The organism is Streptomyces liliiviolaceus (assembly GCF_018070025.1).
In the GTDB taxonomy this organism is placed as follows: domain Bacteria; phylum Actinomycetota; class Actinomycetes; order Streptomycetales; family Streptomycetaceae; genus Streptomyces; species Streptomyces liliiviolaceus.
The window spans coordinates 2,642,348-2,666,419 of the sequence record NZ_JAGPYQ010000001.1; the positions used below are offsets into that span (position 1 = coordinate 2,642,348).

Annotated in this window: 19 protein-coding genes; 10 read left to right on the forward strand and 9 right to left on the reverse strand. The window is 72.1% G+C overall.

Annotated elements, in window-relative coordinates:
• Nucleotides 1-40: 40 nt before the first annotated feature.
• The 3 genes from J8N05_RS11645 (at nucleotide 41) to J8N05_RS11655 (ending at nucleotide 5,853) form a co-directional block, all read left to right on the forward strand.
• Nucleotides 41-3,769 (forward strand): ABC transporter ATP-binding protein, encoded by a 3,729-nt coding sequence (locus J8N05_RS11645; RefSeq protein ID WP_247706238.1) that lies wholly within the window; start codon nucleotides 41-43, stop codon nucleotides 3,767-3,769.
• Nucleotides 3,770-3,899: 130 nt separating this feature from the next.
• On the forward strand, nucleotides 3,900-4,283 hold the full coding sequence (locus J8N05_RS11650; RefSeq protein WP_210882403.1) for a hypothetical protein: 384 nt from the start codon (nucleotides 3,900-3,902) through the stop codon (nucleotides 4,281-4,283).
• A 118-nt stretch (nucleotides 4,284-4,401) separates the two neighbouring features.
• Nucleotides 4,402-5,853 (forward strand): S28 family serine protease, encoded by a 1,452-nt coding sequence (locus tag J8N05_RS11655; RefSeq protein WP_210882404.1) that lies wholly within the window; start codon nucleotides 4,402-4,404, stop codon nucleotides 5,851-5,853.
• 64 nt (nucleotides 5,854-5,917) lie between these two features.
• Here the strand turns inward: J8N05_RS11655 and J8N05_RS11660 are convergent, their stop codons facing one another.
• The 4 genes from J8N05_RS11660 to J8N05_RS11675 form a co-directional block, all read right to left on the reverse strand.
• Entirely contained in the window at nucleotides 5,918-6,565 is a 648-nt protein-coding gene (locus J8N05_RS11660) for a hypothetical protein (protein WP_210890142.1), read from the reverse strand.
• A 229-nt stretch (nucleotides 6,566-6,794) separates the two neighbouring features.
• The gene (locus tag J8N05_RS11665) at nucleotides 6,795-8,612 is read right to left on the reverse strand and encodes a glycoside hydrolase family 3 protein (RefSeq protein WP_210882405.1); all 1,818 of its coding nucleotides are present in this window, start codon (nucleotides 8,610-8,612) and stop codon (nucleotides 6,795-6,797) included.
• A gap of 886 nt (nucleotides 8,613-9,498) precedes the next feature.
• Nucleotides 9,499-10,299 carry a sugar phosphate isomerase/epimerase family protein gene (locus J8N05_RS11670; protein ID WP_210882407.1) on the reverse strand — a complete coding sequence of 267 codons (801 nt, stop codon included), beginning with the start codon at nucleotides 10,297-10,299 and terminating at the stop codon, nucleotides 9,499-9,501.
• 190 nt (nucleotides 10,300-10,489) lie between these two features.
• Entirely contained in the window at nucleotides 10,490-11,428 is a 939-nt protein-coding gene (locus J8N05_RS11675; protein ID WP_210882409.1) for a bifunctional helix-turn-helix transcriptional regulator/GNAT family N-acetyltransferase, read from the reverse strand.
• 144 nt (nucleotides 11,429-11,572) lie between these two features.
• Between J8N05_RS11675 and J8N05_RS11680 the strand changes: the two genes are divergently transcribed.
• Nucleotides 11,573-13,102 (forward strand): oxidoreductase, encoded by a 1,530-nt coding sequence (locus tag J8N05_RS11680; RefSeq protein ID WP_210882411.1) that lies wholly within the window; start codon nucleotides 11,573-11,575, stop codon nucleotides 13,100-13,102.
• 526 nt (nucleotides 13,103-13,628) lie between these two features.
• Here the strand turns inward: J8N05_RS11680 and J8N05_RS11685 are convergent.
• Nucleotides 13,629-14,681 (reverse strand): LacI family DNA-binding transcriptional regulator, encoded by a 1,053-nt coding sequence (locus J8N05_RS11685; RefSeq protein ID WP_210882413.1) that lies wholly within the window; start codon nucleotides 14,679-14,681, stop codon nucleotides 13,629-13,631.
• 403 nt (nucleotides 14,682-15,084) lie between these two features.
• Here J8N05_RS11685 and J8N05_RS11690 point away from each other — a divergent pair, with 403 nt between their 5' ends.
• From J8N05_RS11690 to J8N05_RS11700, 3 genes are all read left to right on the forward strand, one after another.
• On the forward strand, nucleotides 15,085-16,236 hold the full coding sequence (locus J8N05_RS11690) for a Gfo/Idh/MocA family protein (protein WP_210882414.1): 1,152 nt from the start codon (nucleotides 15,085-15,087) through the stop codon (nucleotides 16,234-16,236).
• Nucleotides 16,233-17,402 (forward strand): dihydrodipicolinate synthase family protein, encoded by a 1,170-nt coding sequence (locus J8N05_RS11695; RefSeq protein WP_210882415.1) that lies wholly within the window; start codon nucleotides 16,233-16,235, stop codon nucleotides 17,400-17,402. Before J8N05_RS11690 ends, J8N05_RS11695 begins: the two co-directional genes overlap by 4 nt.
• A gap of 68 nt (nucleotides 17,403-17,470) precedes the next feature.
• Nucleotides 17,471-18,268 carry a sugar phosphate isomerase/epimerase family protein gene (locus J8N05_RS11700; protein ID WP_210882416.1) on the forward strand — a complete coding sequence of 266 codons (798 nt, stop codon included), beginning with the start codon at nucleotides 17,471-17,473 and terminating at the stop codon, nucleotides 18,266-18,268.
• 68 nt (nucleotides 18,269-18,336) lie between these two features.
• On the opposite strand, the gene J8N05_RS11705 is transcribed toward J8N05_RS11700, so the two are convergent.
• Nucleotides 18,337-19,047 (reverse strand): AAA family ATPase, encoded by a 711-nt coding sequence (locus J8N05_RS11705; RefSeq protein ID WP_210882417.1) that lies wholly within the window; start codon nucleotides 19,045-19,047, stop codon nucleotides 18,337-18,339.
• Between the two features lie 281 nt (nucleotides 19,048-19,328).
• Nucleotides 19,329-20,078: a GAF and ANTAR domain-containing protein gene (locus J8N05_RS11710; protein ID WP_210882418.1), complete on the reverse strand. Its 750-nt coding sequence runs from the start codon at nucleotides 20,076-20,078 to the stop codon at nucleotides 19,329-19,331.
• A gap of 185 nt (nucleotides 20,079-20,263) precedes the next feature.
• On the opposite strand from J8N05_RS11710, the gene J8N05_RS11715 reads away from it, so the two are divergent.
• From J8N05_RS11715 to J8N05_RS11725, 3 genes are all read left to right on the forward strand, one after another.
• Entirely contained in the window at nucleotides 20,264-20,410 is a 147-nt protein-coding gene (locus J8N05_RS11715) for a hypothetical protein (protein WP_210882419.1), read from the forward strand.
• Nucleotides 20,392-21,276: an AraC family transcriptional regulator gene (locus tag J8N05_RS11720; RefSeq protein WP_210882422.1), complete on the forward strand. Its 885-nt coding sequence runs from the start codon at nucleotides 20,392-20,394 to the stop codon at nucleotides 21,274-21,276. The genes J8N05_RS11715 and J8N05_RS11720 overlap by 19 nt, the downstream gene beginning before the upstream one ends.
• A 431-nt stretch (nucleotides 21,277-21,707) precedes the next feature.
• The gene (locus J8N05_RS11725) at nucleotides 21,708-22,658 is read left to right on the forward strand and encodes an AraC family transcriptional regulator (RefSeq protein ID WP_210882424.1); all 951 of its coding nucleotides are present in this window, start codon (nucleotides 21,708-21,710) and stop codon (nucleotides 22,656-22,658) included.
• A gap of 101 nt (nucleotides 22,659-22,759) precedes the next feature.
• Here the strand turns inward: J8N05_RS11725 and rbsD are convergent, their stop codons facing one another.
• Both rbsD and J8N05_RS11735 read right to left on the reverse strand, forming a co-directional pair.
• A complete protein-coding gene (rbsD, locus tag J8N05_RS11730) occupies nucleotides 22,760-23,152 on the reverse strand; it encodes a D-ribose pyranase (protein WP_210882426.1) in 393 nt (130 codons plus the stop codon).
• The gene (locus tag J8N05_RS11735) at nucleotides 23,149-24,048 is read right to left on the reverse strand and encodes a ribokinase (RefSeq protein ID WP_210882427.1); all 900 of its coding nucleotides are present in this window, start codon (nucleotides 24,046-24,048) and stop codon (nucleotides 23,149-23,151) included. Before J8N05_RS11735 ends, rbsD begins: the two co-directional genes overlap by 4 nt.
• Nucleotides 24,049-24,072: the final 24 nt, after the last annotated feature.

The window sequence follows — 24,072 nt, forward strand, 5'->3', positions numbered from 1 at the left end:
CTTCCGGACGATCAGGACCGGACGAGGGAAGGCACCAGGAGTGACGACGCAGCGGGGATGGGCACGGCGGCTGGCCGGGTACGCGTGGCGGTACCCGAAGGACGTCGTGCTCGCGCTGGGCGCCTCGCTCGCCGGCATGGCCGTCATGGCGCTCGTACCGCTCATCACCAAGGTGATCATCGACGACGTCGTGGGCGACCACACCCGTGACATGGCCCCCTGGGCGGGCGCGCTCATCGGCGCGGGCGTCCTCGTGTACGTCCTCACCTACATCCGCCGCTACTACGGCGGCCGGCTCGCGCTCGACGTCCAGCACGACCTGCGCACCGACATGTACGAGACGATCGTCCGCCTCGACGGCAGGCGCCAGGACGAGCTGTCGACCGGCCAGGTCGTGGGCCGCGCCACCAGCGACCTCCAGCTCATCCAGGGCCTGCTCTTCATGCTCCCGATGACGATCGGGAACGTCCTCCTCTTCCTGATCTCGCTGGGGATCATGGCCTGGCTGTCCCTCCCGCTCACCCTGGTCGCCCTGGCCGTCGCCCCCGCCATCTGGTTCATCGCCCGGCGCAGCCGCTCCAGGCTGCACCCCGCGACCTGGTACGCGCAGGCGCAGGCCGCCGCGGTGGCCGGGGTCGTCGACGGCGCGGTCAGCGGCGTACGCGTGGTGAAGGGCTTCGGGCAGGAGGACCAGGAGACCGGGAAGCTCCGCGAGATCGGCCGACGCCTCTTCGCGGGGCGGCTGCGCACGATCCGGCTCAATTCCAAGTACACCCCGGCCCTCCAGGCCGTTCCGGCGCTCGGCCAGGTCGCCATGCTGGCGCTCGGCGGCTGGCTGGCGGTGAAGGGCGAGGTCACCCTCGGTACGTTCGTCGCCTTCTCCTCCTATCTCGCCCAGCTCGTGGGGCCCGTGCGCATGCTCGCCATGGTCCTCACCGTCGGCCAGCAGGCCAGGGCGGGCGCCGAACGCGTCCTGGAGCTGATCGACACCCGTCCGTCCATGGAGGACGGCACGAAGGACCTCCCGGCCGACGCGCCCGCGACCGTCGAGTTCGACGGCGTGTCCTTCGCCTACGACGACGACCGCCCGGTCCTCGACGGCCTCAGCTTCGAGATCCGCTCCGGCGAGACCCTCGCGGTCGTCGGCTCCTCCGGCTCCGGCAAGTCCACGGTCTCCCTGCTGCTGCCCCGCTTCTACGACGTGAGCGGCGGCGCGGTCCTCATCGGCGGCCTCGACGTGCGGGAGCTGACCCTCGACTCGCTGCGGGCCGCCATCGGGCTCGTCCCCGAGGACTCCTTCCTGTTCTCGGACACCGTCGCGTCCAACATCGCGTACGGCCGCCCCGAGGCCACCCGCGAGGAGATCGAGACCGCCGCCCGCGCCGCCCAGGCGCACGGCTTCGTCTCCGCGCTGCCCGACGGCTACGACACCAAGGTCGGCGAGCACGGGCTCACCCTCTCCGGCGGTCAGCGCCAGCGCGTGGCCCTGGCCCGCGCGATCCTCACCGACCCGCGGCTGCTGGTGCTCGACGACGCCACGTCCGCGGTCGACGCGCGCGTCGAGCACGAGATCCACGAGGCCCTGCGCGGAGTCATGGCGGGCCGCACCACCCTCCTCATCGCCCACCGCCGCTCCACCCTGAACCTCGCCGACCGCATCGCCGTCCTCGAAGACGGCCGCCTCGCCGACATCGGCACCCACGAGGAGCTGACCGGGCGCTCGCCGCTCTACCGCCGGCTGCTCACCGACCCGGACGAACTGGGCGGGGTCTCGCCCGGCCACACCGCACCCTCCTGCCCGGCGGAGGACACCTCCGTACGGGACGAGCTGGACGCGGAGTTCGACGCCGAGCGCGGTGTCACCCCGCGCCTGTGGACCGGCGACCGCGAACCGAAGGACACCGCGCTCGCCGGGATGCCCGCGACCCCCGGCCTCCTCGCCCAGGTCGACGCGCTGCCGCCCGCCATCGACACCCCCGGCGTGGACGAGGCGCGCGCGGTCACCCCGGAGGAGTCGTACGGGCTGCGGCGCCTGCTGCGGGGCTTCGGGCTGCCTCTTCTCGTCAGCCTCGGCCTGGTCGCCGTCGACGCCGGCATGGGCCTGCTGCTGCCGGTCCTGATCCGGCACGGCATCGACGAGGGTGTCTCCGAGATGGCGCTCGGCGGGGTGTGGGCGGCCTCGGTGATCGCCCTGGTCAGCGTGCTCGTCCAGTGGGCGGCCCAGATCGGCGAGACCCGGATGACCGGCCGCACCGGCGAGCGGGTCCTGTACGCGCTCCGGCTGAAGATCTTCGCGCAGCTCCAGCGGCTCGGGCTCGACTACTACGAGCGGGAGCTGACCGGCCGGATCATGACCCGGATGACGACGGACGTGGACGCGCTGTCGACGTTCCTGCAGACCGGCCTGGTCACCGCCTTCGTCTCGGTCGTCACCTTCTTCGGCATCATGGCCGCGCTGCTCGTCATCGACGTACAGCTCGCGCTGGTCGTCTTCCTGACGCTGCCGCCGCTGATCGTCGGCACGTTCTTCTTCCGCAGGTCCAGCGTGAAGGCGTACGAACTGGCCCGTGAGCGGGTGTCCGTGGTGAACGCGGACCTCCAGGAGTCGGTGTCGGGGCTGCGGATCCTCCAGGCGTTCCGGCGCGAGGGCTCGGGCGGGCGGCGCTTCGCGGAGGGCAGCGACAGCTACCGCCAGGCGCGGATCCGCGGGCAGTGGCTGATCTCGGTCTACTTCCCGTTCGTGCAGCTGCTGTCCTCGGTGGCCGCCGCCGCCGTGCTCGTCGTGGGCGCCGGGCGGGTCGACGCGGGCACCCTCACCACCGGCGCGCTGGTGGCGTACCTCCTCTACATCGACCTGTTCTTCGCCCCCGTGCAGCAGCTCTCCCAGGTCTTCGACGGCTACCAGCAGGCGACCGTCTCCCTCGGCCGGATCCAGGAACTCCTCCAGGAGCCGACCTCGACGAAGGCCGCCGCCGAACCCCTCGAAGTGCTGTCCCTGCGGGGCGAGATCGCCTTCGAGGACGTCGACTTCGCGTACGGGGCCGCCGACGGGGCCACGGAGAGCGAGGAGGCGCTCAGCGGGGTGCGGCTGAGCATCCCCGCCGGGCAGACCGTCGCGTTCGTCGGCGAGACCGGCGCGGGCAAGTCGACCCTGGTGAAGCTGGTGGCCCGGTTCTACGACCCCACCGGCGGCCGGGTCACGGTCGACGGCACGGATCTGCGCTCGCTGGACCTGACCTCCTACCGGCACCGGCTCGGCGTCGTCCCGCAGGAGGCGTACCTCTTCCAGGGCACCGTCCGGGACGCCATCGCGTACGGCCGTCCCGACGCCACGGACGCGGCCGTGGAGGCGGCGGCCCGCGCGGTCGGCGCGCACGACATGATCGCCACCCTGGACGGCGGCTACCTCCACGAGGTCGCCGAGCGCGGCCGCAACCTCTCGGCCGGCCAGCGCCAGCTGATCGCGCTGGCCCGCGCCGAACTGGTCGACCCGGACATCCTCCTCCTCGACGAGGCCACCGCCGCGCTCGACCTGGCCACCGAGGCCCAGGTCAACCAGGCCACCGACCGCATAGCGGGCCGCCGCACCACCCTGGTCGTCGCCCACCGGCTGACCACGGCCGCCCGCGCGGACCGGGTCGTGGTGATGGCCGACGGCCGGGTCGCGGAGGACGGCACGCACGACGAACTGCTCGCGCTCGACGGCCGGTACGCGCGCCTGTGGCGGACGTTCGTGGGGGAGCCGGACCCGGTCGGCACCGGGAACTGAGCGAGGCGAACACGCAGAAAAGCCGCAACCGACGGGTAGGGCAACCGTTCGCCGTACGCCATGCGTCCGTACAGCAGTACGTCGAAGCAGGGCATCAGCCGCCGCGGGCCGTGGAGGGACACCAGTGGACATGGGCGCGATACGCCGACGCCTCACGCTCGGTACCGCCGTGCTGACGGCGTCCGGGCTGCTGGCACTCGCGGGTCCGGTCGGCGAGGCCTCCGCCGCGTCACCGTGCGCCGGGCGGAAGGTGCGCACCCTGTCCTTCTCCACCGGCCATGTGGACGTCCACAAGAAGCGCGGCTACGTGTGCGCGGTGACCTACCCGAAGAAGGTGGGCGCCCGCCGCTACATGATGGTGAGCGTGCAGGCCCGGGGGAGCGAGCGCGTGCCGAACGCGGGCCGGTTCGTGCGGTACGCGGGTCCGGTACGGGTGCACGCGGGCCACCGTTGCGTACGGGTCACGGGGGCCGTCGGCTCGGGCACGGTCGGCACGGGCTGGATCCTCTGCTGAACCCCCGAGTCGTGCAGTCTTCGTACCGACCTGACGGTAATGTCCACAACATCCCCTGGTGTGGCAGCTGTTGCTGGGCTAAGTTCCGGCGGACATCTGCGTATTCAGGGGAGAACGCATGCGCAAGACGCTCAGATGGCTGTTGTCCCTCGTGGTGCTCATAGGCACCGTGAGCACGGCCGGGGCGGCCACCGCCGCCCAGCCGGACGCCGCCACCGCAACCAACCTCGTCACGGACGGGTCGGCGGACATCAAGGACCGCCTCCTCGCGATACCGGGCATGAGCCTGATCGAGGAGAAGCCCTACACGGGCTACCGCTTCTTCGTCCTCAACTACACCCAGCCGGTCGACCACCGGCACCCGTCCAAGGGCACGTTCAAGCAGCGCATCACCGTGCTGCACAAGGACATCGCCCGTCCGACGGTCTTCTACACCGGCGGCTACAGCGTCTCCACGACGCCGAGCCGCCGCGAGCCGACCCAGATCGTGGACGGCAACCAGGTCTCGATGGAGTACCGCTACTTCACCCCGTCCCGGCCCGAGCCGGCCGACTGGTCGAAGCTCGACATCTGGCAGGCGGCCAGCGACCAGCACCGCATCTTCAAGGCCCTCAAGCCGATCTACGACAAGAAGTGGGTCTCCACGGGCGGTTCGAAGGGCGGCATGACCGCCACCTACTTCGAGCGCTTCTACCCGCGTGACATGGACGGCGTCGTCGCGTACGTCGCCCCCAACGACGTGGTGAACAAGGAGGACTCGGCGTACGACCGGTTCTTCGCCAAGGTCGGCACCAAGGAGTGCCGCACCCGGCTGAACGCGGTGCAGCGCGAGGCGCTGGTGCGCCGGACCGCGCTGGAGAAGAAGTACAAGGACGTGGCCGCCGCCGAGGGCTACACCTTCAACACCATCGGCAGCCTGGACCGCGCGTACGAGGCGGTCGTCCTCGACTACGTGTGGGGCTTCTGGCAGTACAGCCTGCTCGCCGACTGCGACACGATCCCGGCGGACGCGAAGAACGCCACGGACGACGAGATCTGGACGTCGATCGACACGATCTCCGGCTTCTCGTTCTACACGGACCAGGGCCTGTCGCCCTACACGCCGTACTACTACCAGGCGGGCACGCAGCTCGGTGCGCCGACCATCGTCTTCCCGCACATCGAGAAGAAGTACATCCGCTACGGCTACCAGCCGCCGCGGAACTTCGTGCCGCGTGACATCAAGATGAAGTTCCAGCCCGGCGTCATGCGCGACGTCGACTCCTGGGTCAAGCACAACGCGAACCGGATGCTGTTCGTGTACGGGCAGAACGACCCGTGGGGCGCCGAGCCGTTCCGCCTCGGCAAGGGCGCGCGCGACTCGTACGTCTTCACGGCCCCGGGCCTGAACCACGGCGCCAACGTCGCCGGTCTCGTCGCCGACGAGAAGGCCCTCGCCACGGCCCGCATCCTGGAGTGGGCGGGCGTCGCCACGGCCGCGGTCCAGGCGGACCCGGAGAAGGCGAAGCCGCTGGCCAAGTGGGACTCGAAGCTGGACAAGCGCACGGTCGAGCGTCAGCTCCGTCCGTAGCGGTTCCGGTCACGCGTTCGGTGCCGCGCCCGTCCGTCGGGCCCTCGGGCCACAGAGCCCCGGGCTACAACGGGCGGGCGCAGCCCACCGGCTGCGGTCCGCCGAGCTGCACGTACAGCTCGGTGGACGCGGGGCAGTCGGAGCGCCGCACCACGGCCTCGGTCACCTGGTACTCGGGAGCCCTGCCGCCGCTCGGTCCACCACTCGGGCCGGCGCACGCGGTCTCGCGGACCTCGCCCGCCCCCGCGCCGTAGACGCAGTCCCCGACGATCGTGCGGGGACCTCCGCCGCCGCCCGGGTCGCCGGGGTGCGGGGGCTCCAGATTGCGCATGCAGGCGTACCCCTGCGGGACCGCGCCGTCGCCGTCCTCGTCGGCGGAGGGCCGCTGCTCGCTGATGTGCAGCACGAAATCCGTGGTGGCGGGACAGGGCCGCCCCTCGCCCGCCCGGCCGTCGTGCCGGGCGATCACGCGCGCCGCCGCCCGCTCGCTGGTGCACGGCACCTCGGTGAACGACTCGCGCCCGAAGGAACTGCACTCGTCGATCCCGAGGAACACCACCCCGTACCCCGAGGCCTGGGTCGGGACCGGAGCGGGAGTCGTCGGCCGCGCGTCACCGTCACCGTCGCCGTCGGCCCCCGACGGCTGTTGGCACCCCGCGAGGGCCGCCAGCACCAGCAACAGCAGCGCGCACACCAGCGGCGCGCACAGCATGGCCGCCGTCGCGTCGGCGGACCCCGCGTCGGCGGACCTCGCGCGGTGTGCGCCCGCGCCGCGTGCGTCGCGCATGGCACCTCCCCCCGATCATCCCCAGCCCAGCGTGACCCGCCGGGGCGGGCCCCGCCAGGCGTACCGGACCCTTTGCGTCACTTGGGGATGCGGGAAGGGGCGCACGTCGTAGGCCCGGTACGCCAGGCCGCGGCGCGCGCCCCTGTGCGGGGGCTCAGTACGTCAGGCCGTGCCCCACGGGATACAGCACCACCGCCGGATCGTCCGCGCGCTGCACCGGCACCGGCAGCCTGCCGCGCGGACCGACCCGCCCGGCGAGCACCCGTACCGCGGCACGCAGCTCGACGTCCGTCCACGAGTACGACGCCAGGTACGCCCTGACGTCCGGCAGTTGGGCCACGTCGTACGGGTTGCGGATGGCGAGCGCGACCACCGGGCGGCCGGTGGCGAGCAGTTGGTTCACCAGGGTGCGCTGAGCGGAGGCGGCGGTGACGTTGTACGTGCCCACCAGGACCGCGTCCACGTCCCCCGCCGCCGCGACGGCCTTCGCGATCGTCGCCGCCGAGGGTGCCGTGCCCGTGGACAGCACGGTCGGGGTGAAGCCCAGCTCGGTGAGGGCGTTCGCCAGGACGGTCGTGGGCGGGCCCGTGGTGCCGGACGGCGAGGCCGGGTCGGCGCCGACGACGAGCACCTTCGTGTGCGTACGCCGTGACAGCGGCAGCAGCCCGCCGGAGTTGACGAGCAGCGTCGTCGTCCGCTCGGCGACACGGTCGGCGGCCTTGAGATGGGAGGGAATCCCGACCGTTCGATCGACCCCCCGCCCCGTGACGTACGGATCCTTCAGCAGCCCCAGCTTCGCCTTCAGCCGCAGCACGCGCAGGATCGATTCGTCGAGGCGGGCCTCCGTCAGCTCGCCGCCGCGCACGGCCTGGAGGACCGCGTTCCAGGCGATGTCCAGCTTCGGCGGGTTGAGGAGCTGGTCGACACCGGCCTTCAGGGCCAGTACGGGCACACGGTCGTCGCCGTACTTCGTGCGGACGCCCTCCATGCCGAGCGAGTCCGTCACCACGACCCCGTCGTAGCCGAGCCTCTCGCGCAGGATGCCCGTGAGGATCGGGTGCGAGAGGGTGGCCGGGTCGCCGGCCGGGTCGAGCGCCGGGACCATGATGTGCGCGGTCATGATCGAGTCGATGCCGGCGGCGATCGCGGCCTTGAACGGCGGCGCGTCCAGCTCGGCCCACTGCGCCTCGGTGTGCTCGATGACCGGGAAGCCGTAGTGGCTGTCGGTCTCGGTGTCGCCGTGCCCCGGGAAGTGCTTGGAGGTGGCCGCGACCCCGGCGCCCTGGTAGCCCTTCACCTGCGCGGCGACCAGGCCCGCCACGGCCTGGGGGTCGGCGCCGAAGGAGCGTACGCCGATGACCGGGTTGGCCGGGTTCACGTTCACATCGGCGACCGGGGCGTAGTCCTGGAGGATGCCCATCGCGCGCAGCTCGGCGCCGCCGACGCGGCCGGCGGTACGGGCGTCCGTGCGCGAACCGCCCGCGCCCAGGGCCATCGCGCCCGGGAAGAGCGTCGCGGGCGTGCCCACCCGTGCCACTATCCCGTGCTCCTGGTCGGTGGAGATGAGCACGGGGAGGCCGCGGGGCTGCTCCAGGGAGGCCTTCTGGATGCCGTTGCTCAGGTCCGCGATCTGGTGCGGTTCCCGGGTGTTGTGCGCCCACCCGAAGTAGATGATCCCGCCGACCCGGTACTTCGCGATCAGCTCGGCGGCCGTCCGTACGCCGATCTCCGCGAGGTTGGCGTCGATGTCGGCCTGGTCGGGCGCGGTCGCCGAGTGCCCGTACACCCGCATCACGAAGAGCTGCCCGACCTTCTCTTCGAGCGTCATACGGGAGATGAGGCCCCGGAGCCGCTTGTCCTCGCGGTTCTTGTCCTCGTGCTTCGCGGTGCCGGCGAGTGCGGGGGCGGCGCCGGCGACGGCCGCGGCCGCACCGGCGGTGGCCGCGAGCAGCGTACGTCTGGAGGTGTGCACGTGCGCTCCTTCCGGAGAGGGCCCGGGGGACCCGTGGAGGGGCGAGCTGAACGAATCCTCGGGGATCCTTGAAGAAAACTGCCAAGGAGTCACGGATATCCGGGAAATTTCTGCCAGTCAAGAGTGCGGGCGGACGGCGCGGCGGGGTGGCGCCGTGGGGGATGCCGGGGGAGGGGCCGCCACCGGCGCTGTTGGAGGGGGGCGCGCCGGTGACGGCGTGCTGCCGGCCGCAGGCGGCGGAGAGGGTGGTCAGCATTCGCAGCCAGCAGCGAGGCCGACACCGCACTGCGGAGACTCATCCGACAGCATGCGAATTGGACGAGGGCTGGCGGGGATGGGTTCCCCGGAATCCCCGAATTCCGGCAAGTCGGTACGAGGGTGGACGCGAGTGCGCTGCGGGGACCGAAGGGGCACGCTTTCGGGCCGCGCCGGCGCGTGGGCGCCCGCCGAACGGTGCCACCGCCCGCGCCCGGGTGGAGGCGATCGGCGCAGTTCCCCGCGCCCCTGAAGATCAAAGACTGCGCCGTTCCCCGCGCCCCTAAAGATCAAAAGATTGCGCCGTTCCCCGCGCCCCTATGGGGGGGCGGGGCGCCGCTGTCGTCTTCAGGGGCGCGGGGAACGGCGCGAGCAACCACGACGGGCCCCTTAAGGGGCGCGGGGAACTGCGCGACCGGCCACAGCGGACCCGCACCCGACGACGGGCCTTTCAAGGGGCGCGGGGAACTGCGCGACCGGCCACAGCGGACCCGCACCTGGCGACGGGCCTTTCAAGGGGCGCGGGGAACTGCGCGATCAGCCACAGCGGACCCGCACCCGACGACGGGCCCTTCAGGGGGCGTGGGCCCGCGCCCAGCCGGCGGCTCGGGGCAAGGCCGCGCTTCGCGCGCTACGCCGCGTCGTTCAGCAGCCGGGCCAGATACTCCCGCCCGCCCCCCAACAACCCCTCCAGCGGCGCAGCCGACTCGTACCACCGCTTCTCGTACTCCCAGCACAACCACCCGTCCCACCCCTCCCGGGACAGCAGATCCACACACTCCGTGAGCGGCAGCACCCCCGCCCCGAGCGCCAGCGGAGTCGTGTCGTCCACGGACGCGATGTCCTTGACCTGGACATAGCCGAGGAACGGCGACAGCGCCGCATAGCTCGCCGAGGGCTGCTCCCCGCCGAGCCACGTGTGCATGACGTCCCAGAGCGCCCCCGCCTGCCGGTGCCCGACGGGCCCGAGGACGCGGATCGCGTCGGCGCCGGTGCGGTGCGAGTCATGGGTCTCCAGCAGGATCCGTACGCCGAGGTCGGCCGCGTACTCGGCCGCCGTGCCGAGCCGCCGGGCGGCCGTCGCGTCGGCCTCCTCGGGCGTCTGCTCGGAGCCGCCGCCGGGGAAGACCCGGATGAAGGGCGCCCCCAAGTCCCGCGCCAGCTCCAGGAGTTCGCGGATCTCGGCGAGCACGGGCTCGTCGTCGCCCGGCGCGGCCACCCGCACGTACCCGGCCAGGCCCAGGATCTCGACGCCCGCCGTCTTGAACTCGGCGGCCACGTCGGCCCGTGCGGTGAGGTCGAGACCGGTGTGCACGGGCTCCTCGGGATGCGTACGCAACTCGACGCCGTGATAGCCGTGGGTGGCGGCGAGCCGCACCACGTCGCTGATCGGGAGTCCGGGTACACCGAGGGTGGAGAAGGCCAGTTTCACGAAATCGCACCTTCGCTGTCGATCGGGTCGGGCGAGTCAGGACCACGGGCGCGGGCCCGTCCGCGGAGCCGTCCGCGGGCCGTTGTGGCCAGGAAGCCGGTGAGCCGGGAGGCCAGGAGCCCCGGCTGCCCCCGGGTCCGCGCACCACGAAACGGACCCTACCCGCCGCTCGCGTTCTCTCACTTCCGCGTCACTCCTGTGTTCCGAGCAGGTCCAGCCGCCAGTCCTGGCCGACGAGATCGGCGCCGAAGGAGCGGTGCGGCTTCTCGTCGACGAGGACGAAACCGTGCCGCTGGTAGATGCGGCGGGCGGAGGACAGGATGTCGTTCGTCCACAGGACCATCTCCCGGTAGCCGACCCCCCGGGCGAAGTCGACGCACGCGCCGACCAGCCGGTCGCCGATGCCGAGGCCGCGCGCGTCCGGCTCGACGAGCAGCAGGCGCAGCCGGGCGGCGCCGGGCGCCTCGTCCCGTACGCACATCACGCTGCCCACCTGGCGGCCGTCCAGCTCCGCGATCCACACCCGCTCCAGGATCGGGTCGTGGTCCTCGGCGAAGTCGGCGACGATCCGGGCGACCAGCCCTTCGTAGTCCGTGTTCCAGCCGTACTCGGCGGTGTAGAGCGCCGCGTTGCGCTGCACGATCCAGCCGAGGTCGCCGGGGCGGGGCTCGCGCAGCAGGACGTCCTCGCGGCGCGGGGGCCGGCGCCCGGCGTCGGAGAGGATCTCGCGGATGTCCCGCATCGCCTCGGCGAGCCGGGTCCGGTCCCCGGGTGGCACGCTCGACAGCAGCGTGCCGACCGATTCCCGCGAGCGCTCGTCCAGCAGGTCGGCGGTCCCCCTCCCGCGGGCCGTGAGCGAGACGCGGCGACGCCGGGTGTCCTTCTCCGAAGGGGCCCGCTCGATCAGTCCGTCCTTCTCGAACTTCGCCAGCAGCCTGCTCAAGTAGCCGGAGTCCAGGGAGAGTTCGGTACGGAGGTCGGCGGTGTCCGTACGGGGGGAGTGGGCGAGCTCGTACAGCACGCGGGACTCCGTGAGCGTGTACGGCGCGTGGAGCTGGCGGCTGTAGTCCAGTGCCCCGATGAGGTTGGTGTAGAAGCGGTTGAAGGCGCGGATTTCCTGAACGGTCATGGCACGTGACACCTGTCTCGCAGTGACGATGGGGAGAGATTGCTGACTCAGTCAGAGGTTTAGTGAGAGGTTACGCCTTCCGGTGGCGGTTTTCGACACGGCCTTCGCCGGTTTCCGGCATCGCGGCCCGGATAGCCTTCCGAAGTGCTCCAGTACGACGATCTGACGCCGCCGGAACGTGCCGTCTGGGATGCCTTTCCCGAGGGCCGGCTCGTGGACCTGCGCAGCGGGGACCCCGAGGAGGACGACGCCGTCGGCGGGCCGGCGTGGGGCGCCGGGCGCACGGTCAGGGCCGAGGTCCTGGCCGCCCTGCTGCTCGGGGCGAACGCTGCCCGGCCGGGAGCCGTCGCGGCCCTGAACCTCACCGGCGCGCGGATCGTCGGCCGCCTCGACCTCGCGGGCGGCGACATCGCCCACACGGTCCACCTCGCCTCCTGCCGGCTGGAGGAGACCGTGAACCTGCGCGGCAGCGCCACCCGGACGATCCGGATCACGAACTGCCGGGTGCTGGGCATCGAAGCGCAGATGGTCCGGATCGAAGGCCGCCTCGAACTGAGCCGAACGACCCTGCGGGGCGGGCGGCTCGCCCTCACCAACGCCCACGTCTCCGGGGAACTGGACCTGAACGGGGCGACGCTGGAGGCCGACGGCAAGTGGGCCCTGTTCGCCGGCGGGCTCGTCGCAGAGGGCGCGGTCTTCTGCAGCCAGGGCTTCACCGCCAGGGGAGGGCTGCGGCTGCTGGGGGCCCAGTTGTCCGGCGGCCTGTTCCTGGGCGGAGCGCGGCTGGCGAACCCGGCGGGTGAGGCGCTGCTCGCCGACACCGCCACCGTGTCGACGCTGGAGCTGACCGACGGGTTCGCCGCCACCGCCGCCGTCCGGTTGCGCGGGGCGCACATCACCAACCGGCTGTCGCTGCGGGGCGCCGCCCTCGGCGAGCCGGGCGCCGCCCTGGACCTCGCCCGCGTCCAGGTCGCCGAACTCGACCTCACGCCCGCGCTCGCCCCGCCCGGCGGCATCGATCTGCGCAGCGCCCGCGTCGAGGTCCTGCGCGACAACGAGACCGGCCGGACCGCGCGCGTGCGGCTGGAAGGCCTCGTCTACACCTCCCTGCACGCGGACGACGCGCCGCCGGCGGTTCTCGGCGTGCGCGGCGTGCGTGGCGAACCCGGCGTACGCGGCGGGGCGGCTTGCCGGGTCGCGTGGATACGCCGGTCACCCGGCTACAGCCCGCAGCCGTACGAGCAACTGGCCGGCTGGTACCGCCTCATCGGCCATGACGACGACGCCCGCCTCGTCCTGCTGGAGAAGCAGCGGCACCGGCGTGGCACCCTGCACCCCGTCGCCCGGATCTGGGGCCGCGTCTTCGACGCCACCGTCGGCTACGGCTACCGCCCCTGGCGGGCGGGCGGCTGGCTGATCCTGCTGTCGCTGATCGGGACGCTGGTCTTCGAGGCGCACACCCCCACGGCGAACAAGAAGGGCGAGGGGCCGCCGTTCAGTGCCGTGGCCTACACGCTGGACCTGCTGATCCCGATCGGCGGCTTCGGCCAGCGCGGGGCGTGGCACTGGACCGATCCCGCCGTCATGGGCCTGTCGTACGCCCTGATCGCGGCGGGCTGGCTGCTGACGACGGCGGTGGTGGCGGGCGTCACGCGCTCCCTGAACAAAACTTGACCGAGCGACTCCGCGCGCCCCTGGCGACGAGCGCCTCCGCCCGGCTTCCGGCCCGCGGGTCCGTGGTGGCTGGCCGCGCAGTTCCCCGCGCCCCTAGGGGCTGGGTGCCTCGGGTCGGAGTTCAGCCTGCGGGTCCGTGGTGGCTGGCCGCGCAGTTCCCCGCGCCCCTGGGGGGTGGGTGCCTTGGGTCGGAGTTCGGCCTGCGGGTGCGTGGTGGCTGGCCGCGCAGTTTCCCGCGCCCCTGACGGGGCCGCGGCATCGCGCGCACGCCTGACTACACGCGACCCGCAGCCGGCGAACCGGCCGCACCCCCACCCACCCAGGGGCGCGGGGAACTGCGCGCTCAGCCACGCACGGCCCGCAGTCGACGAACTGGGCCGAGGGAAGCGGCGCAGTCGGCCGCCCACGACCCGCAGTCGTCGAACCGGCGGCACCCCCCACCCACCCAGGGGCGCGGGGAACTGCGCAACACCCCCCACCGGCCCTCAGCCGAAAAACAACCCCCCAACCCCCAAACCCCCAACCCCTACGCCCCCTTGGGAACCCCCGTAGACCCCCGCACCATCAACTCCCCCCGAATCGTCGCGATCCCCCCGGGCGGAACCTCCTCCCGCCCCATCGCGATCCGCCCCGCCCGAGCCCCCGCATCCGCCAGCGGCAACCGCACCGTCGTCAGCGCCGGCACCGCGTCGATGCTGAACGGCAGGTCGTCGAAGCCGACGACGGACACGTCGTCGGGAATGCGCAGACCCGAGTCGCGAAGCGCCGCACACGCCCCCAGCGCAACCGTGTCGTTCGCGGCCACGACAGCCGTCAAGCCCGGCTCACGGCGCAGGAGTTCGATCGTGGCCTCGTACCCCGCCCGCCGGTCGTACCGCCCATGGACCGTCCGCGCGGGATCGTCCGCGATCCCGTGCGCGGCGAGCGCGTCCCGGTGCCCCTCCAGCCGGTGCCGCGTGGTCGTCCGCTCCTCCGGCCCCGCGATGTACCCCATCCGCCGGTGCCCGAGCCCGATCAGATGCTCGGTCAGCTCCCGGCCGCCACCCCGGTTGTCGAAGGTGAGCGCCACCGCGTCGGTGTCCGCCGGCGCGGGCGGCCGCCCGCACAGCACCACCCGCGTCCCCGCCTCACCGAGCTTGCGCAGCTTCGTCGCCACGGCCGTCGCGTGCGCGGTGTTCTCCACGGCCCCACCGGTCAGTACGACGGCCGCCGCACGCTGCCGCTGAAGGAGCGTGAGGTAGGTGAGTTCGCGCTCCGGGGAGCCGCCGGTGTTGCACACGACGGCGAGCCGCTCCCCGCCCGCCCGGCCCCCGGGCCCCCCGATCTCGGACTGGATCGCCCCCGCCATGATCCCGAAGAACGGGTCGGCGATGTCGTTGACCAGGATCCCGACCAGGTCGGAGGTGGCCGCCGCGAGCGCGCTCGCGGGACCGTTCAGTACGTAGTCCAGTTCGTCCACGGCCCGCAGCACCCGTTCACGGGTGGAGGCAGCCACGGGGTAGTTCCCGTTCAGCACGCGCGACACCGTCGCGGGCGAGACCTGCGCGCGGGCCGCCACGTCCGCCAGGGTCACCGTCATCTCGAAGTCCTCCGGTCGCGCATCTCGTCATCGTCCTCAGAGCCGTACTACTCCAGTGCCGGCCCGCTGTCGCCGTCGTGGCCACCGCGACCGCGACCGCAACCGCCGTCGCCGTCGCGCCCGCCCGGCACGAAGGCCGGCCCCGGCAGCCCCGGCAGCCCCGAGCCCCCTGGCCGGAAGTCACCCGGGCAGCGCGGACGAGTGGTGCAGACCTTACGTCCGGCCGGGACCCGGCACGACCTTACGGCCGCGGACCCCTCCCGTTCGCCCCCTCGAACAACTCGCCACCCCCGCGCTCTTGTCCGATCCGCTGCACAGAGGCTAGCTTCTTCTTACATAGAAAGCGCTTGCTGCGACGCTCGCCAGTTCGTACGCGGCGCGGGACGCGTACGAAGGGAATGACGTGACACGCAAGACGGTGCGCATCGCCATGAACGGCGTGACGGGACGCATGGGCTACCGCCAGCACCTCGTCCGCTCGATCCTCGCCCTGCGCGAGCAGGGCGGTCTCGATCTCGGCGACGGTGACGTGCTGTGGCCCGAACCGGTCCTCGTCGGCCGCCGCGAGCACGCCCTGAAGGCGCTCGCCGACCGGCACGGCATCGAGCACTGGTCCACCGACCTCGACGCGGTCCTCGCCGACCCGACCGTCGACATCTACTTCGACGCGCAGGTCACCTCGGCCCGCGAGGAGGCGCTCAAGAAGGCGATCGCGGCCGGCAAGCACCTCTACACGGAGAAGCCGACCGCCACCGGCCTCGACGGAGCCCTCGCGCTGGCCCGCCTCGCGGACGAGGCCGGCATCAAGCACGGCGTCGTCCAGGACAAGCTCTTCCTCCCCGGACTGCTCAAGCTCAAGCGGCTTGTCGACGGCGGCTTCTTCGGCCGGATCCTGTCCATCCGCGGCGAGTTCGGCTACTGGGTCTTCGAGGGCGACTGGCAGTCCGCCCAGCGCCCCTCGTGGAACTACCGGACCGAGGACGGCGGCGGCATCGTCGTCGACATGTTCCCGCACTGGGAGTACGTGCTGCACGAGCTGTTCGGCCGGGTGAAGTCGGTCCAGGCGCTCACCGCCACGCACATCCCGCAGCGCTGGGACGAGCAGAACAAGCCCTACGACGCCACCGCCGACGACGCCGCCTACGGAGTCTTCGAACTCGACGGCGGCGCGATCGCCCAGATCAACTCCTCCTGGGCCGTGCGCGTCAACCGCGACGAACTCGTCGAGTTCCAGGTCGACGGCACCGAGGGCTCGGCCGTCGCCGGACTGCGCAACTGCCGTGTCCAGCACCGCTCGGCGACCCCCAAGCCGGTCTGGAACCCGGACATCCCCGCCACCGAGGTCTTCCGCGACCAGTGGCAGGAGGTGCCCGACAACGCCGAGTTCGACAACGGCTTCAAGGCCCAGTGGGAGCTGTTCCTGCGCCACGTCTACGCCGACGCCCCCTACCACTGGGACCTCCTGGCCGGCGCCCGCGGCGTCCAGCTCGCCGAACTGGGCCTGAAGTCCTCCGCCGAGGGCCGCCGCTTCGACGTCCCGGAGATCTCCCTGTGACCATCGAACTCCCGGGCGCCGACGGCAGGCTGCGCACCTACACCCCCCGCCCCGACCCCCTCCACGTCACCACCGGCGCCCCCTTCGGCGCCCGTACGGTCTTCTCGGCGGCGCACGTGGTCGCCGACCCGTACGCCGACACCACCCCCGACTCGCCCGCCGCCGTCGACTGGGACGTCACCCTCGCCTTCCGCCGCCATCTGTGGTCCCACGGGCTCGGTGTCGCCGAGGCGATGGACACCGCGCAGCGCGGGATGGGCCTCGACTGGGCGGGCGCGGCCGAACTGATCCGCCGCTCGTCGGCCGAGGCGAAGTCGGTCGGCGGCCTGATCGCCTGCGGCGTCGGCACCGACCAGCTGCCCGTCACCGAGATCGGGTACCCGTACGGCCTGGACGAGGTGCGGGCGGCGTACGAGGAGCAGCTGGCCCTCGTCGAGGAGTCCGGCTCGCAGGCCATCCTGATGGCCTCCCGCGCGCTGGCCGCCGTCGCCAAGGGCCCCGACGACTATCTGGAGGTCTACGGCCACCTGCTGCGCCAGGCCGCCGAACCGGTGGTCCTGCACTGGCTGGGCCCGATGTTCGACCCGGCCCTTGAGGGCTACTGGGGCAGCACCGACCTGGACGCCGCCACCAGCACCTTCCTCGAAGTCATCGCCGCCCACACCGACAAGGTCGACGGCATCAAGGTCTCGCTGCTGGACGCCCGGCGCGAGATCGACCTGCGCCGCAAGCTCCCCGACGGGGTGCGCTGCTACACGGGCGACGACTTCAACTACCCCGAGCTGATCGCGGGCGACGACCAGGGCTTCAGCCACGCCCTGCTCGGCATCTTCGACCCGCTGGGCCCGCTGGCGGCCGAGGCGGTACGCGCCCTGGACACGGGTGACGTACCCGGCTTCCGCGCGCTCCTCGACCCCACCGTCGAACTCTCCCGCCACCTGTTCCAGGCCCCCACCCGCTTCTACAAGACGGGCGTGGTGTTCCTGGCCTGGCTCGCGGGCCACCAGTCCCACTTCACGATGGTCGGCGGCCTCCAGTCGGCCCGCTCACTGCCGCACCTCGCCCGCGCGTACGAACTCGCCGACGGCCTGGGCCTGTTCCCCGACCCGGAGCTGGCCGAGACCCGTATGAAGAACCTGCTCTCCCTGTACGGAGTGACCCAGTGACCGCGAGCCCGACCTCGACCCCGAGTACGAGTCCTCCCGGGCCCCTCTCCCGCTTCAGCATCAACCAGATGACGGTCAAGCAGCTGTCGATGCCGGAACTGGTCGACGCGTGCGGTGAGCTGGGCATTCCGGGAGTGGGCCTGTGGCGGGCCCCGGTCCAGTCGTACGGCCTGGAGCGGACGGCCAAGCTGGTCCGCGAGGCGGGCCTGACCGTCACGACCCTGTGCCGCGGCGGCTTCCTCACGGCGATCGACCCGGCCGAACGGACGAAGGCGCTCGACGACAACCGCCTGGCGGTCGACGAGGCGGCCACCCTCGGCACGGACACGCTCGTCCTGGTCTCGGGCGGTCTCCCAGCGGGCTCCAAGGACCTCCACGGCGCCCGGGAACGCATCGCGGACGCACTGGCCGCACTGGGCCCGTACGCCGAGGAACGGGGTGTGCGTCTCGCCGTCGAACCCCTCCACCCGATGTACGCGGCCGACCGCTGCGTGGTCTCCACGCTCACCCAGGCCCTGGACCTCGCGGAACGCTTCCCCGCGCACCAGGTCGGCGTGACGGTCGACACGTACCACATCTGGTGGGACGACCGGGCGCCCGAGCAGATCGCCCGCGCGGGCGCCGGCGGCCGTATCCACACCTTCCAGCTCGCCGACTGGACGACCCCGCTGCCCGAGGGCGTCCTCAACGGCCGCGGCCAGCTCGGCGACGGCTCGATCGACATGCGCGAGTGGAAGGCGTACGTCGAGGCGGCGGGCTACACGGGCCCCATCGAGGTGGAGCTGTTCAACGACGGCCTGTGGGCCAGGGACGGCCGCGAGGTCCTGGCGGAGACGGCGGCCCGCTTCACGCGACACGCGGCCTGACGGACCTGGAAGGACAACGATCCCCTCGGGCCCGCGCCGCCACCGCACGGCGCGGGCCCGGTACAGGTCTACGTTTCGAGGATGTGCCGCAGATAGGCGTGCGGGTCGGCGAGATAGCGGCGCCAGTGGTCCACGACGCCCAGCTCCCGCCAGGCGACCCTGCGCATGCCGTGGTCGCCGACCTCGACGATGTCCGCGCCGGGCAGGGCGGTCAGCAGGGGCGAGTGCGTGGCGCAGACGACCTGGCCGCCCTCCTTGGTCAGCCGGTCGATGTGCCCGATCAGTTCGAGGCACGAGGAGAAGGAGAGCGCGGCCTCCGGCTCGTCGAGCACGTACAGCCCGGTGTACAGGAACTTCCCGCGGAACGCCGCGAGGAAGCCCTCGCCATGACTGACCGAGTCCGGCGCCAGCCCCTCCCTGCCGAGGGCGTCGAGCGCGGTCTCGGCCCGCAGGAAGAAGCCCTTGCGGGCCGCCCAGCTGGTGGCCATACGGCGCCCGCGCGGGGCAGCGTCGAACCGCATCCGCTCGCCGAGCGCCGACTTGCCCCGCGGGGAGGCGTAGCGCCAGTCGTGGGAGCCGCCGTAGGAGTCCAGCCCGAACCCCTCCGCCAGCGCCTCGACCAGCGTCGACTTCCCCGAACCGTTCTCCCCGACGAGAAAGGTCACCGGCGCGGTGAACCGCAGCCCCTCCTCGACCAGCTGCCGGACACAGGGCACGGACCAGGGCCAGACGTCCTCGTCGTACGAGGCGAGATGGGCATACGCGCGTTCGACGATCACCCGCCCAGTGTCGCGCAACGAGGCCCCCCGCCCCGCTCGAAAAAACCTCAAAAAAATCTCAAGCAACCGTGCAACCCTCCCCCCACCTCGCGGGTCGTACCTGGCATCAGAACCTTTGGAGGGGGATCCGGGGGGATCGCGGGGGTTCTGATCTGGGGGAGGGGACCGAGGGGCCCGGTCGACGGACCGGGCCCCTCGAAATATGTCCGATGCCGGGTCCGAGGGCGTCCGGGCCGGGCGGTTGCGCGCACGTACTGCCGGACGGCATGTCGATCGCGCGGTCAGCGACGGTGGTCGTGCGTAGTGCTGCGGACGATCCGGGTGGCCGTCGCGGTCAGTGTGCGGTTGTCGGCGAGTGCCTGCCGGCGCAGCCGCTTCGCCGCGTCGTCCATGCGCAGGCCGTGGCGCTGGGCGAGGACTCCTTTGGCCTGCTCGATGATGATGCTGTTGTTCGCGGTGCGTCGCTGCCAGGCGGGCATCCGGCCGTCGGGCTGCCGGCGCAGCATGGCCTGCGTGCAGGCATCGGAGAGCAGACGGGCGGGAGCGGTGTCGTAGGTGGTGAAGGGCCGCGGTTCGGCGGTGTAGAGGGTGAGCACGGCGAGGCTGCGCTCGTCCCGGTGCAGGAGGACGGCGGCGGCTCCCGTGACGCCTTCCTCGCCGGCGCGGTCCGCGAAGTGCGGCCATCGCTGTCCTCCCGGCGAGCTGGGCGCCAACGAGGTGGGAGCCGCGAAAGAATTTCCGTCCGGCGGGGTGTGTACGCGGGGGGAGTGTCCGGGGGCGCTGTCGATGGTCGGCCCCTGCCCCAGGTCATGTTCGGCCGTGAGCAGACGCCTGCAGCGTTCGTCGCTGGCCGCGACCGGGACGGGCCCCGTCGTGTCGATCAGCAGGGTGACTCCGGCCGCGTCCACGGGCAGGAAGGCCAGGGCCTGGTCGGTGAGGTCGTACAGCAGATCCAGTAGATCGCGGCCGTCGAACGCCGCGAGCCGCAGCACCTGAGCCGTCAGCTGCCCGGATCCGTCAGCAATCGGCATGGCGCACGCTACCGGGCACGCGGAGGGGATCTGTGAGGTCGTGGTGGTCGGTCACGGATCCAGTGAACTGCGGGCGATTGTCTCTCTTCTATCCGCTGTGCGCAGGGTCTATCCGAACCGTGCACGCGTGAGGTTCCGCGGCGGCACCATGGAATTCCGACCGAGGGCGCCTTGAGGAGACGGCCATGACCGAACACGCGGCCCCCGCACCCGGCCCGAAACCGCAGGACGGTACGGAGACGGCCTTCAGCCTGACCAGCCAGGACGTCGACCAGGGGGGGAGCTACTCACCGGCTTCTATCAACTGCCCGTCGTGGTGGACCCGCAGCTGACGGATATCGCGCGCTTCCACATGCGGCTGCGCGGGGCACGGGTGGGCGCCGCCGCGTTCGGCATCATGGATTTCGGGTCCCGTGCCACGCTGCTCACGCCTCCTCTGGACGGGCTGTACGCGTTCTTCGGGGCCCGCGCCGACCACATCGTGTGCGTCCAGCGCGACCAGGCCACCCGCTCCGAGCGCGGTGACGGACGGGTGGGAGTGGTCAACTCCTTCGACCCCGTCATGGCCCACTTCAACAACGGCACCGAACTCTTCCAGGTGTCCTTCTCCCGGGCAGCCGTCGAAGCCGAGCTGGAAGAGGAAATCGGCCACGCCGTCACCAAGCTGCGCTTCCCTCCGGCCTTCCCCGCCACCGGACCGCTGCGCACCTACCACGCGATCCTCACCGCCGTCGCCGACGAAATCGCCCAGCCCACCGGCCTGCTGGACCGCCCCTCGGTCGCCGACCGGCTGGGAGCGGCCCTCCTGACCACCATGCTCCACACCAGCCCCCACCAGTACGCCGACGAACTCGCCGCCCCCGCGGCGCCAAGCCCACGCCCCGTGCGCAGAGTCACCGAAGCGATGCGCGCCGACCCGGCCCACCCCTTCACCGCCGTGGAACTGGCACGCCTGTCAGGAGTGCCGCTGCGCTCCCTGCAAGCCGCCTTCCGCGCCCACCACGGCATCCCGATGATGACCTACCTACGTCACCTGCGCCTGGACGGCGTCCACCGGGACCTGCACAGCGAACTGGCGCCCGGCACCACCGTCGCCGACGTCGCCACCCGCTGGGGCTTCACCCACCTCTCCCGCTTCTCCGCCTACTACAGCAGCCGCCATGGCGCCCTTCCCTCCGAACACCTCCGCAACAACTGACCCACCAAGTGGGGGGATCATCTCTACCCGCCGGATCCGGGGTCGACCGGTGGGGTGCCTGCGGTGGGGTGGCCCCGGTCCGCAGGGTGCTCTCAGCGGGGTCTGGGCCGGCTGCGGACCGCGGAGGTTCCAGCCTGTCGTGTGGCCGGCGGGCTGGTCTGCACCCAGGACGAAACCCGCGGCCCGGGCCTGTCCGCAAAACGAAAGGCTTCGCCGGCTTTGCGAGAGCGGCCCCGGGAGTCCTTCGCGCGTTCGCCGGCGGCCCGCGATCACGCACCTGGAGGAAAAATTCCGAACGAAGCCGATCCACAAGCATGTTGGCTTGCGGTCATGTCAGATCACCCGCGACATCGGTTCGTCCGGCGGGCAGCAGGACGTGGCGTCATAGCCGTAGTGTTCGAGGCGGCCGGACGGATCGGGGTGCGGCACCTATGGACCAGCTCACGGTGGAGCGGTCGCGGTTCGTCTCGCGCAACGCGCAGGAGAACTGGGAGTTCCTCGGACGGGCTTATGGGACAGGGATCCGGGTGCACGGTGAGGTTTCCGTATCCCCGCTGAACTACGACCGCATCGCGGCCGGCCCCCTGGCATGGGACAACGTGATGCTCCCCGGCGACTGGTCGATCGACATCGACGCCGTGCAGGGCCTGCTCGTCACGATGCCGACCGCAGGGCAGTGGCAGATGGAACTCGGCGGCCACGACGTGCGCCTGCCCGGGACCGGCGCTGCCCTGGTGACTCCGGGCATGCCCTACCAGGCCCGGCTGACCCATATCGCCGTCGACGTCCTGTCTGTGGGCCCGGCCCTGTTCGACGCCTTCATGCACGATGCGCACGCCCCACCGCGGCGCACGACGTTCACCGGCCTGACCCCGGCGCGGCCCAGCGACGCTCGTTTGTGGGCCACGACAGCCGCCTATGTCCACACCACCCTGGCCAACGCCGACCTCAGCGACCTGATCATCTGCCAGCTGGCCCGCCTGACCGTGGCCTGCGCCCTGCAGGTCTTCCCCAACGAGATCCTGCCCGATCCGCTCTCCATGGACAGCAACGACGCCACCAGCGACACCCTGCGCCGGGCCATGGCGTTCATCGACGACAACGCCTATCGCGACATCGGCCTCGCAGAGATCGCCGCCTCCGTCCCCGTCACCACCCGAGCCGTTCAGTACGCCTTCCAGCGCCACGCGAACACGACCCCGCTCACCTACCTGCGCCGGGTACGCCTGGACGGCGCCCACGCCGACCTGCGCGCCGCCAGCCCTTCGACGGCAACGGTCACCGACATCGCAGCACGGTGGGGGTTCGCACATCCGGGCCGGTTCGCCGCCGCCTACCGAAGCGTCTACGGCACTACACCTGCCGCCACCCTCCACAGCTGATCACGCCCGGCAGCCGGGACTCGACGAGGCCGCCGCCCGGCAACCACGGGCTGTCCGTTCAGCGGTGATCGGCGTGATCAGCGTGATCGAGCCCTTCGTCGCTAGAAGAACACCCCGCACCGCAGCAGCACATTCGCGTAAGGCCGGGCCTCTCCTGTCCGTACGATCAGGCGGGCGCCGGCCGAGAGGGTCTTCAGGTTCTCGTGGGTGACGTGTGTGAGTGTGGTCGGGAAGTGGGCCGTCAGGAGGGCCGACGCCTCCGGGTTCGACTCGCGTACCTCCTGCGCCGCCGTCGCGCCCTCCACCACCAGCTCTTCCAGCAGGCCCTCCAGGACCTCCTGGAACGAGGGGACCCCGGCCCGGAAGGCGAGGTCCACGACCCGCGGCCCGGGCGGGATCGGCATGCCCGCGTCGCAGATCAGTACGCCGTCGCCGTGGCCCAGTTCGGCTGTCGCGCCCGCCAGGTGGCGGTTCAGTATTCCGGACTTCTTCATACGGCGGCGACCTCTTCGGCGGTGGGGAAGGACGCCTGCGCGCCCTGACGGGTGACGGCGACGGCGCCCACGCGGGCCGCGTACGCCGCCGAGTCCGCGAGGGACTCGCCCGCGCCGAGGCGCCAGGCCAGCGCCGCCGTGAAGGAGTCGCCCGCCCCGGTCGTGTCCACGGCCTCCACCGGGACGGCCGGGACGCGGGCCGTGCCCGAGGCGTCGGCGACCAGCGCGCCCTCCTCGCCCAGGGTGACGACCACCGAGCGCGGGCCGAGAGCCAGCAGCGCGCCGGCCCACTCCTCGGGCGTCGCGCCCGCGTCCGCGCCGAGCACCACCCGCGCCTCGTGCTCGTTCACGATCAGCGGGTCGCAGGCGGCGAGGACCGCCGCGGGCAACTCCTGCGGCGGGGAGGGGTTGAGGACGAAACGGGTGCCGGGGCGCAGGCCCCGTACGACCTCCTCGACCGTCTCCAGCGGGATCTCCAGTTGGGTCGAGACGACCTTGGACGCCGTGAGCAGGGCCGCTGCCTCGCGGATGTCGTCCGGGGTGAGGCGGCCGTTCGCGCCCGGCGACACCACGATGCTGTTGTCGCCGGACGGGTCCACCGTGATGAGCGCGACCCCGGTGGGCGCGCCGCCGACGAGGACCCCGGCCGTGTCCACCCCGGCCGCCCGCTGCGAGTCGAGCAGCAGCCGGCCGTGCGCGTCGTCGCCGACCCGGGCGAGGAGCGCCGTACGCGCCCCCAGCCGGGCGGCGGCGACCGCCTGGTTGGCGCCCTTGCCGCCCGGGTGCAGGGCCAGGTCGGAGCCGAGCACGGTCTCCCCGGCGCCCGGCCGCCGCTCGACACCGACGACCAGATCGGCGTTGGCCGACCCGACGACCAGCAGGTCGTACTCGAACATGAACTGTCTCCCTGGAGAGGTGGA

Bases quoted from the DNA above. Each gene is read 5' to 3' on its own strand.
- J8N05_RS11650 (WP_210882403.1), top strand. From the start codon at position 3,900: ATGGGCGCGATACGCCGACGCCTCACGCTCGGTACCGCCGTGCTGACG.
- J8N05_RS11655 (WP_210882404.1), top strand. From the start codon at position 4,402: ATGCGCAAGACGCTCAGATGGCTGTTGTCCCTCGTGGTGCTCATAGGC.
- J8N05_RS11660 (WP_210890142.1), bottom strand. From the start codon at position 6,565: ATGCTGTGCGCGCCGCTGGTGTGCGCGCTGCTGTTGCTGGTGCTGGCG.
- J8N05_RS11675 (WP_210882409.1), bottom strand. From the start codon at position 11,428: ATGACCGTTCAGGAAATCCGCGCCTTCAACCGCTTCTACACCAACCTC.
- J8N05_RS11685 (WP_210882413.1), bottom strand. From the start codon at position 14,681: ATGACGGTGACCCTGGCGGACGTGGCGGCCCGCGCGCAGGTCTCGCCC.
- J8N05_RS11700 (WP_210882416.1), top strand. From the start codon at position 17,471: ATGACGGTCAAGCAGCTGTCGATGCCGGAACTGGTCGACGCGTGCGGT.
- J8N05_RS11710 (WP_210882418.1), bottom strand. From the start codon at position 20,078: ATGCCGATTGCTGACGGATCCGGGCAGCTGACGGCTCAGGTGCTGCGG.
- J8N05_RS11715 (WP_210882419.1), top strand. From the start codon at position 20,264: ATGACCGAACACGCGGCCCCCGCACCCGGCCCGAAACCGCAGGACGGT.
- J8N05_RS11725 (WP_210882424.1), top strand. From the start codon at position 21,708: ATGGACCAGCTCACGGTGGAGCGGTCGCGGTTCGTCTCGCGCAACGCG.
- rbsD (WP_210882426.1), bottom strand. From the start codon at position 23,152: ATGAAGAAGTCCGGAATACTGAACCGCCACCTGGCGGGCGCGACAGCC.
- J8N05_RS11735 (WP_210882427.1), bottom strand. From the start codon at position 24,048: ATGTTCGAGTACGACCTGCTGGTCGTCGGGTCGGCCAACGCCGATCTG.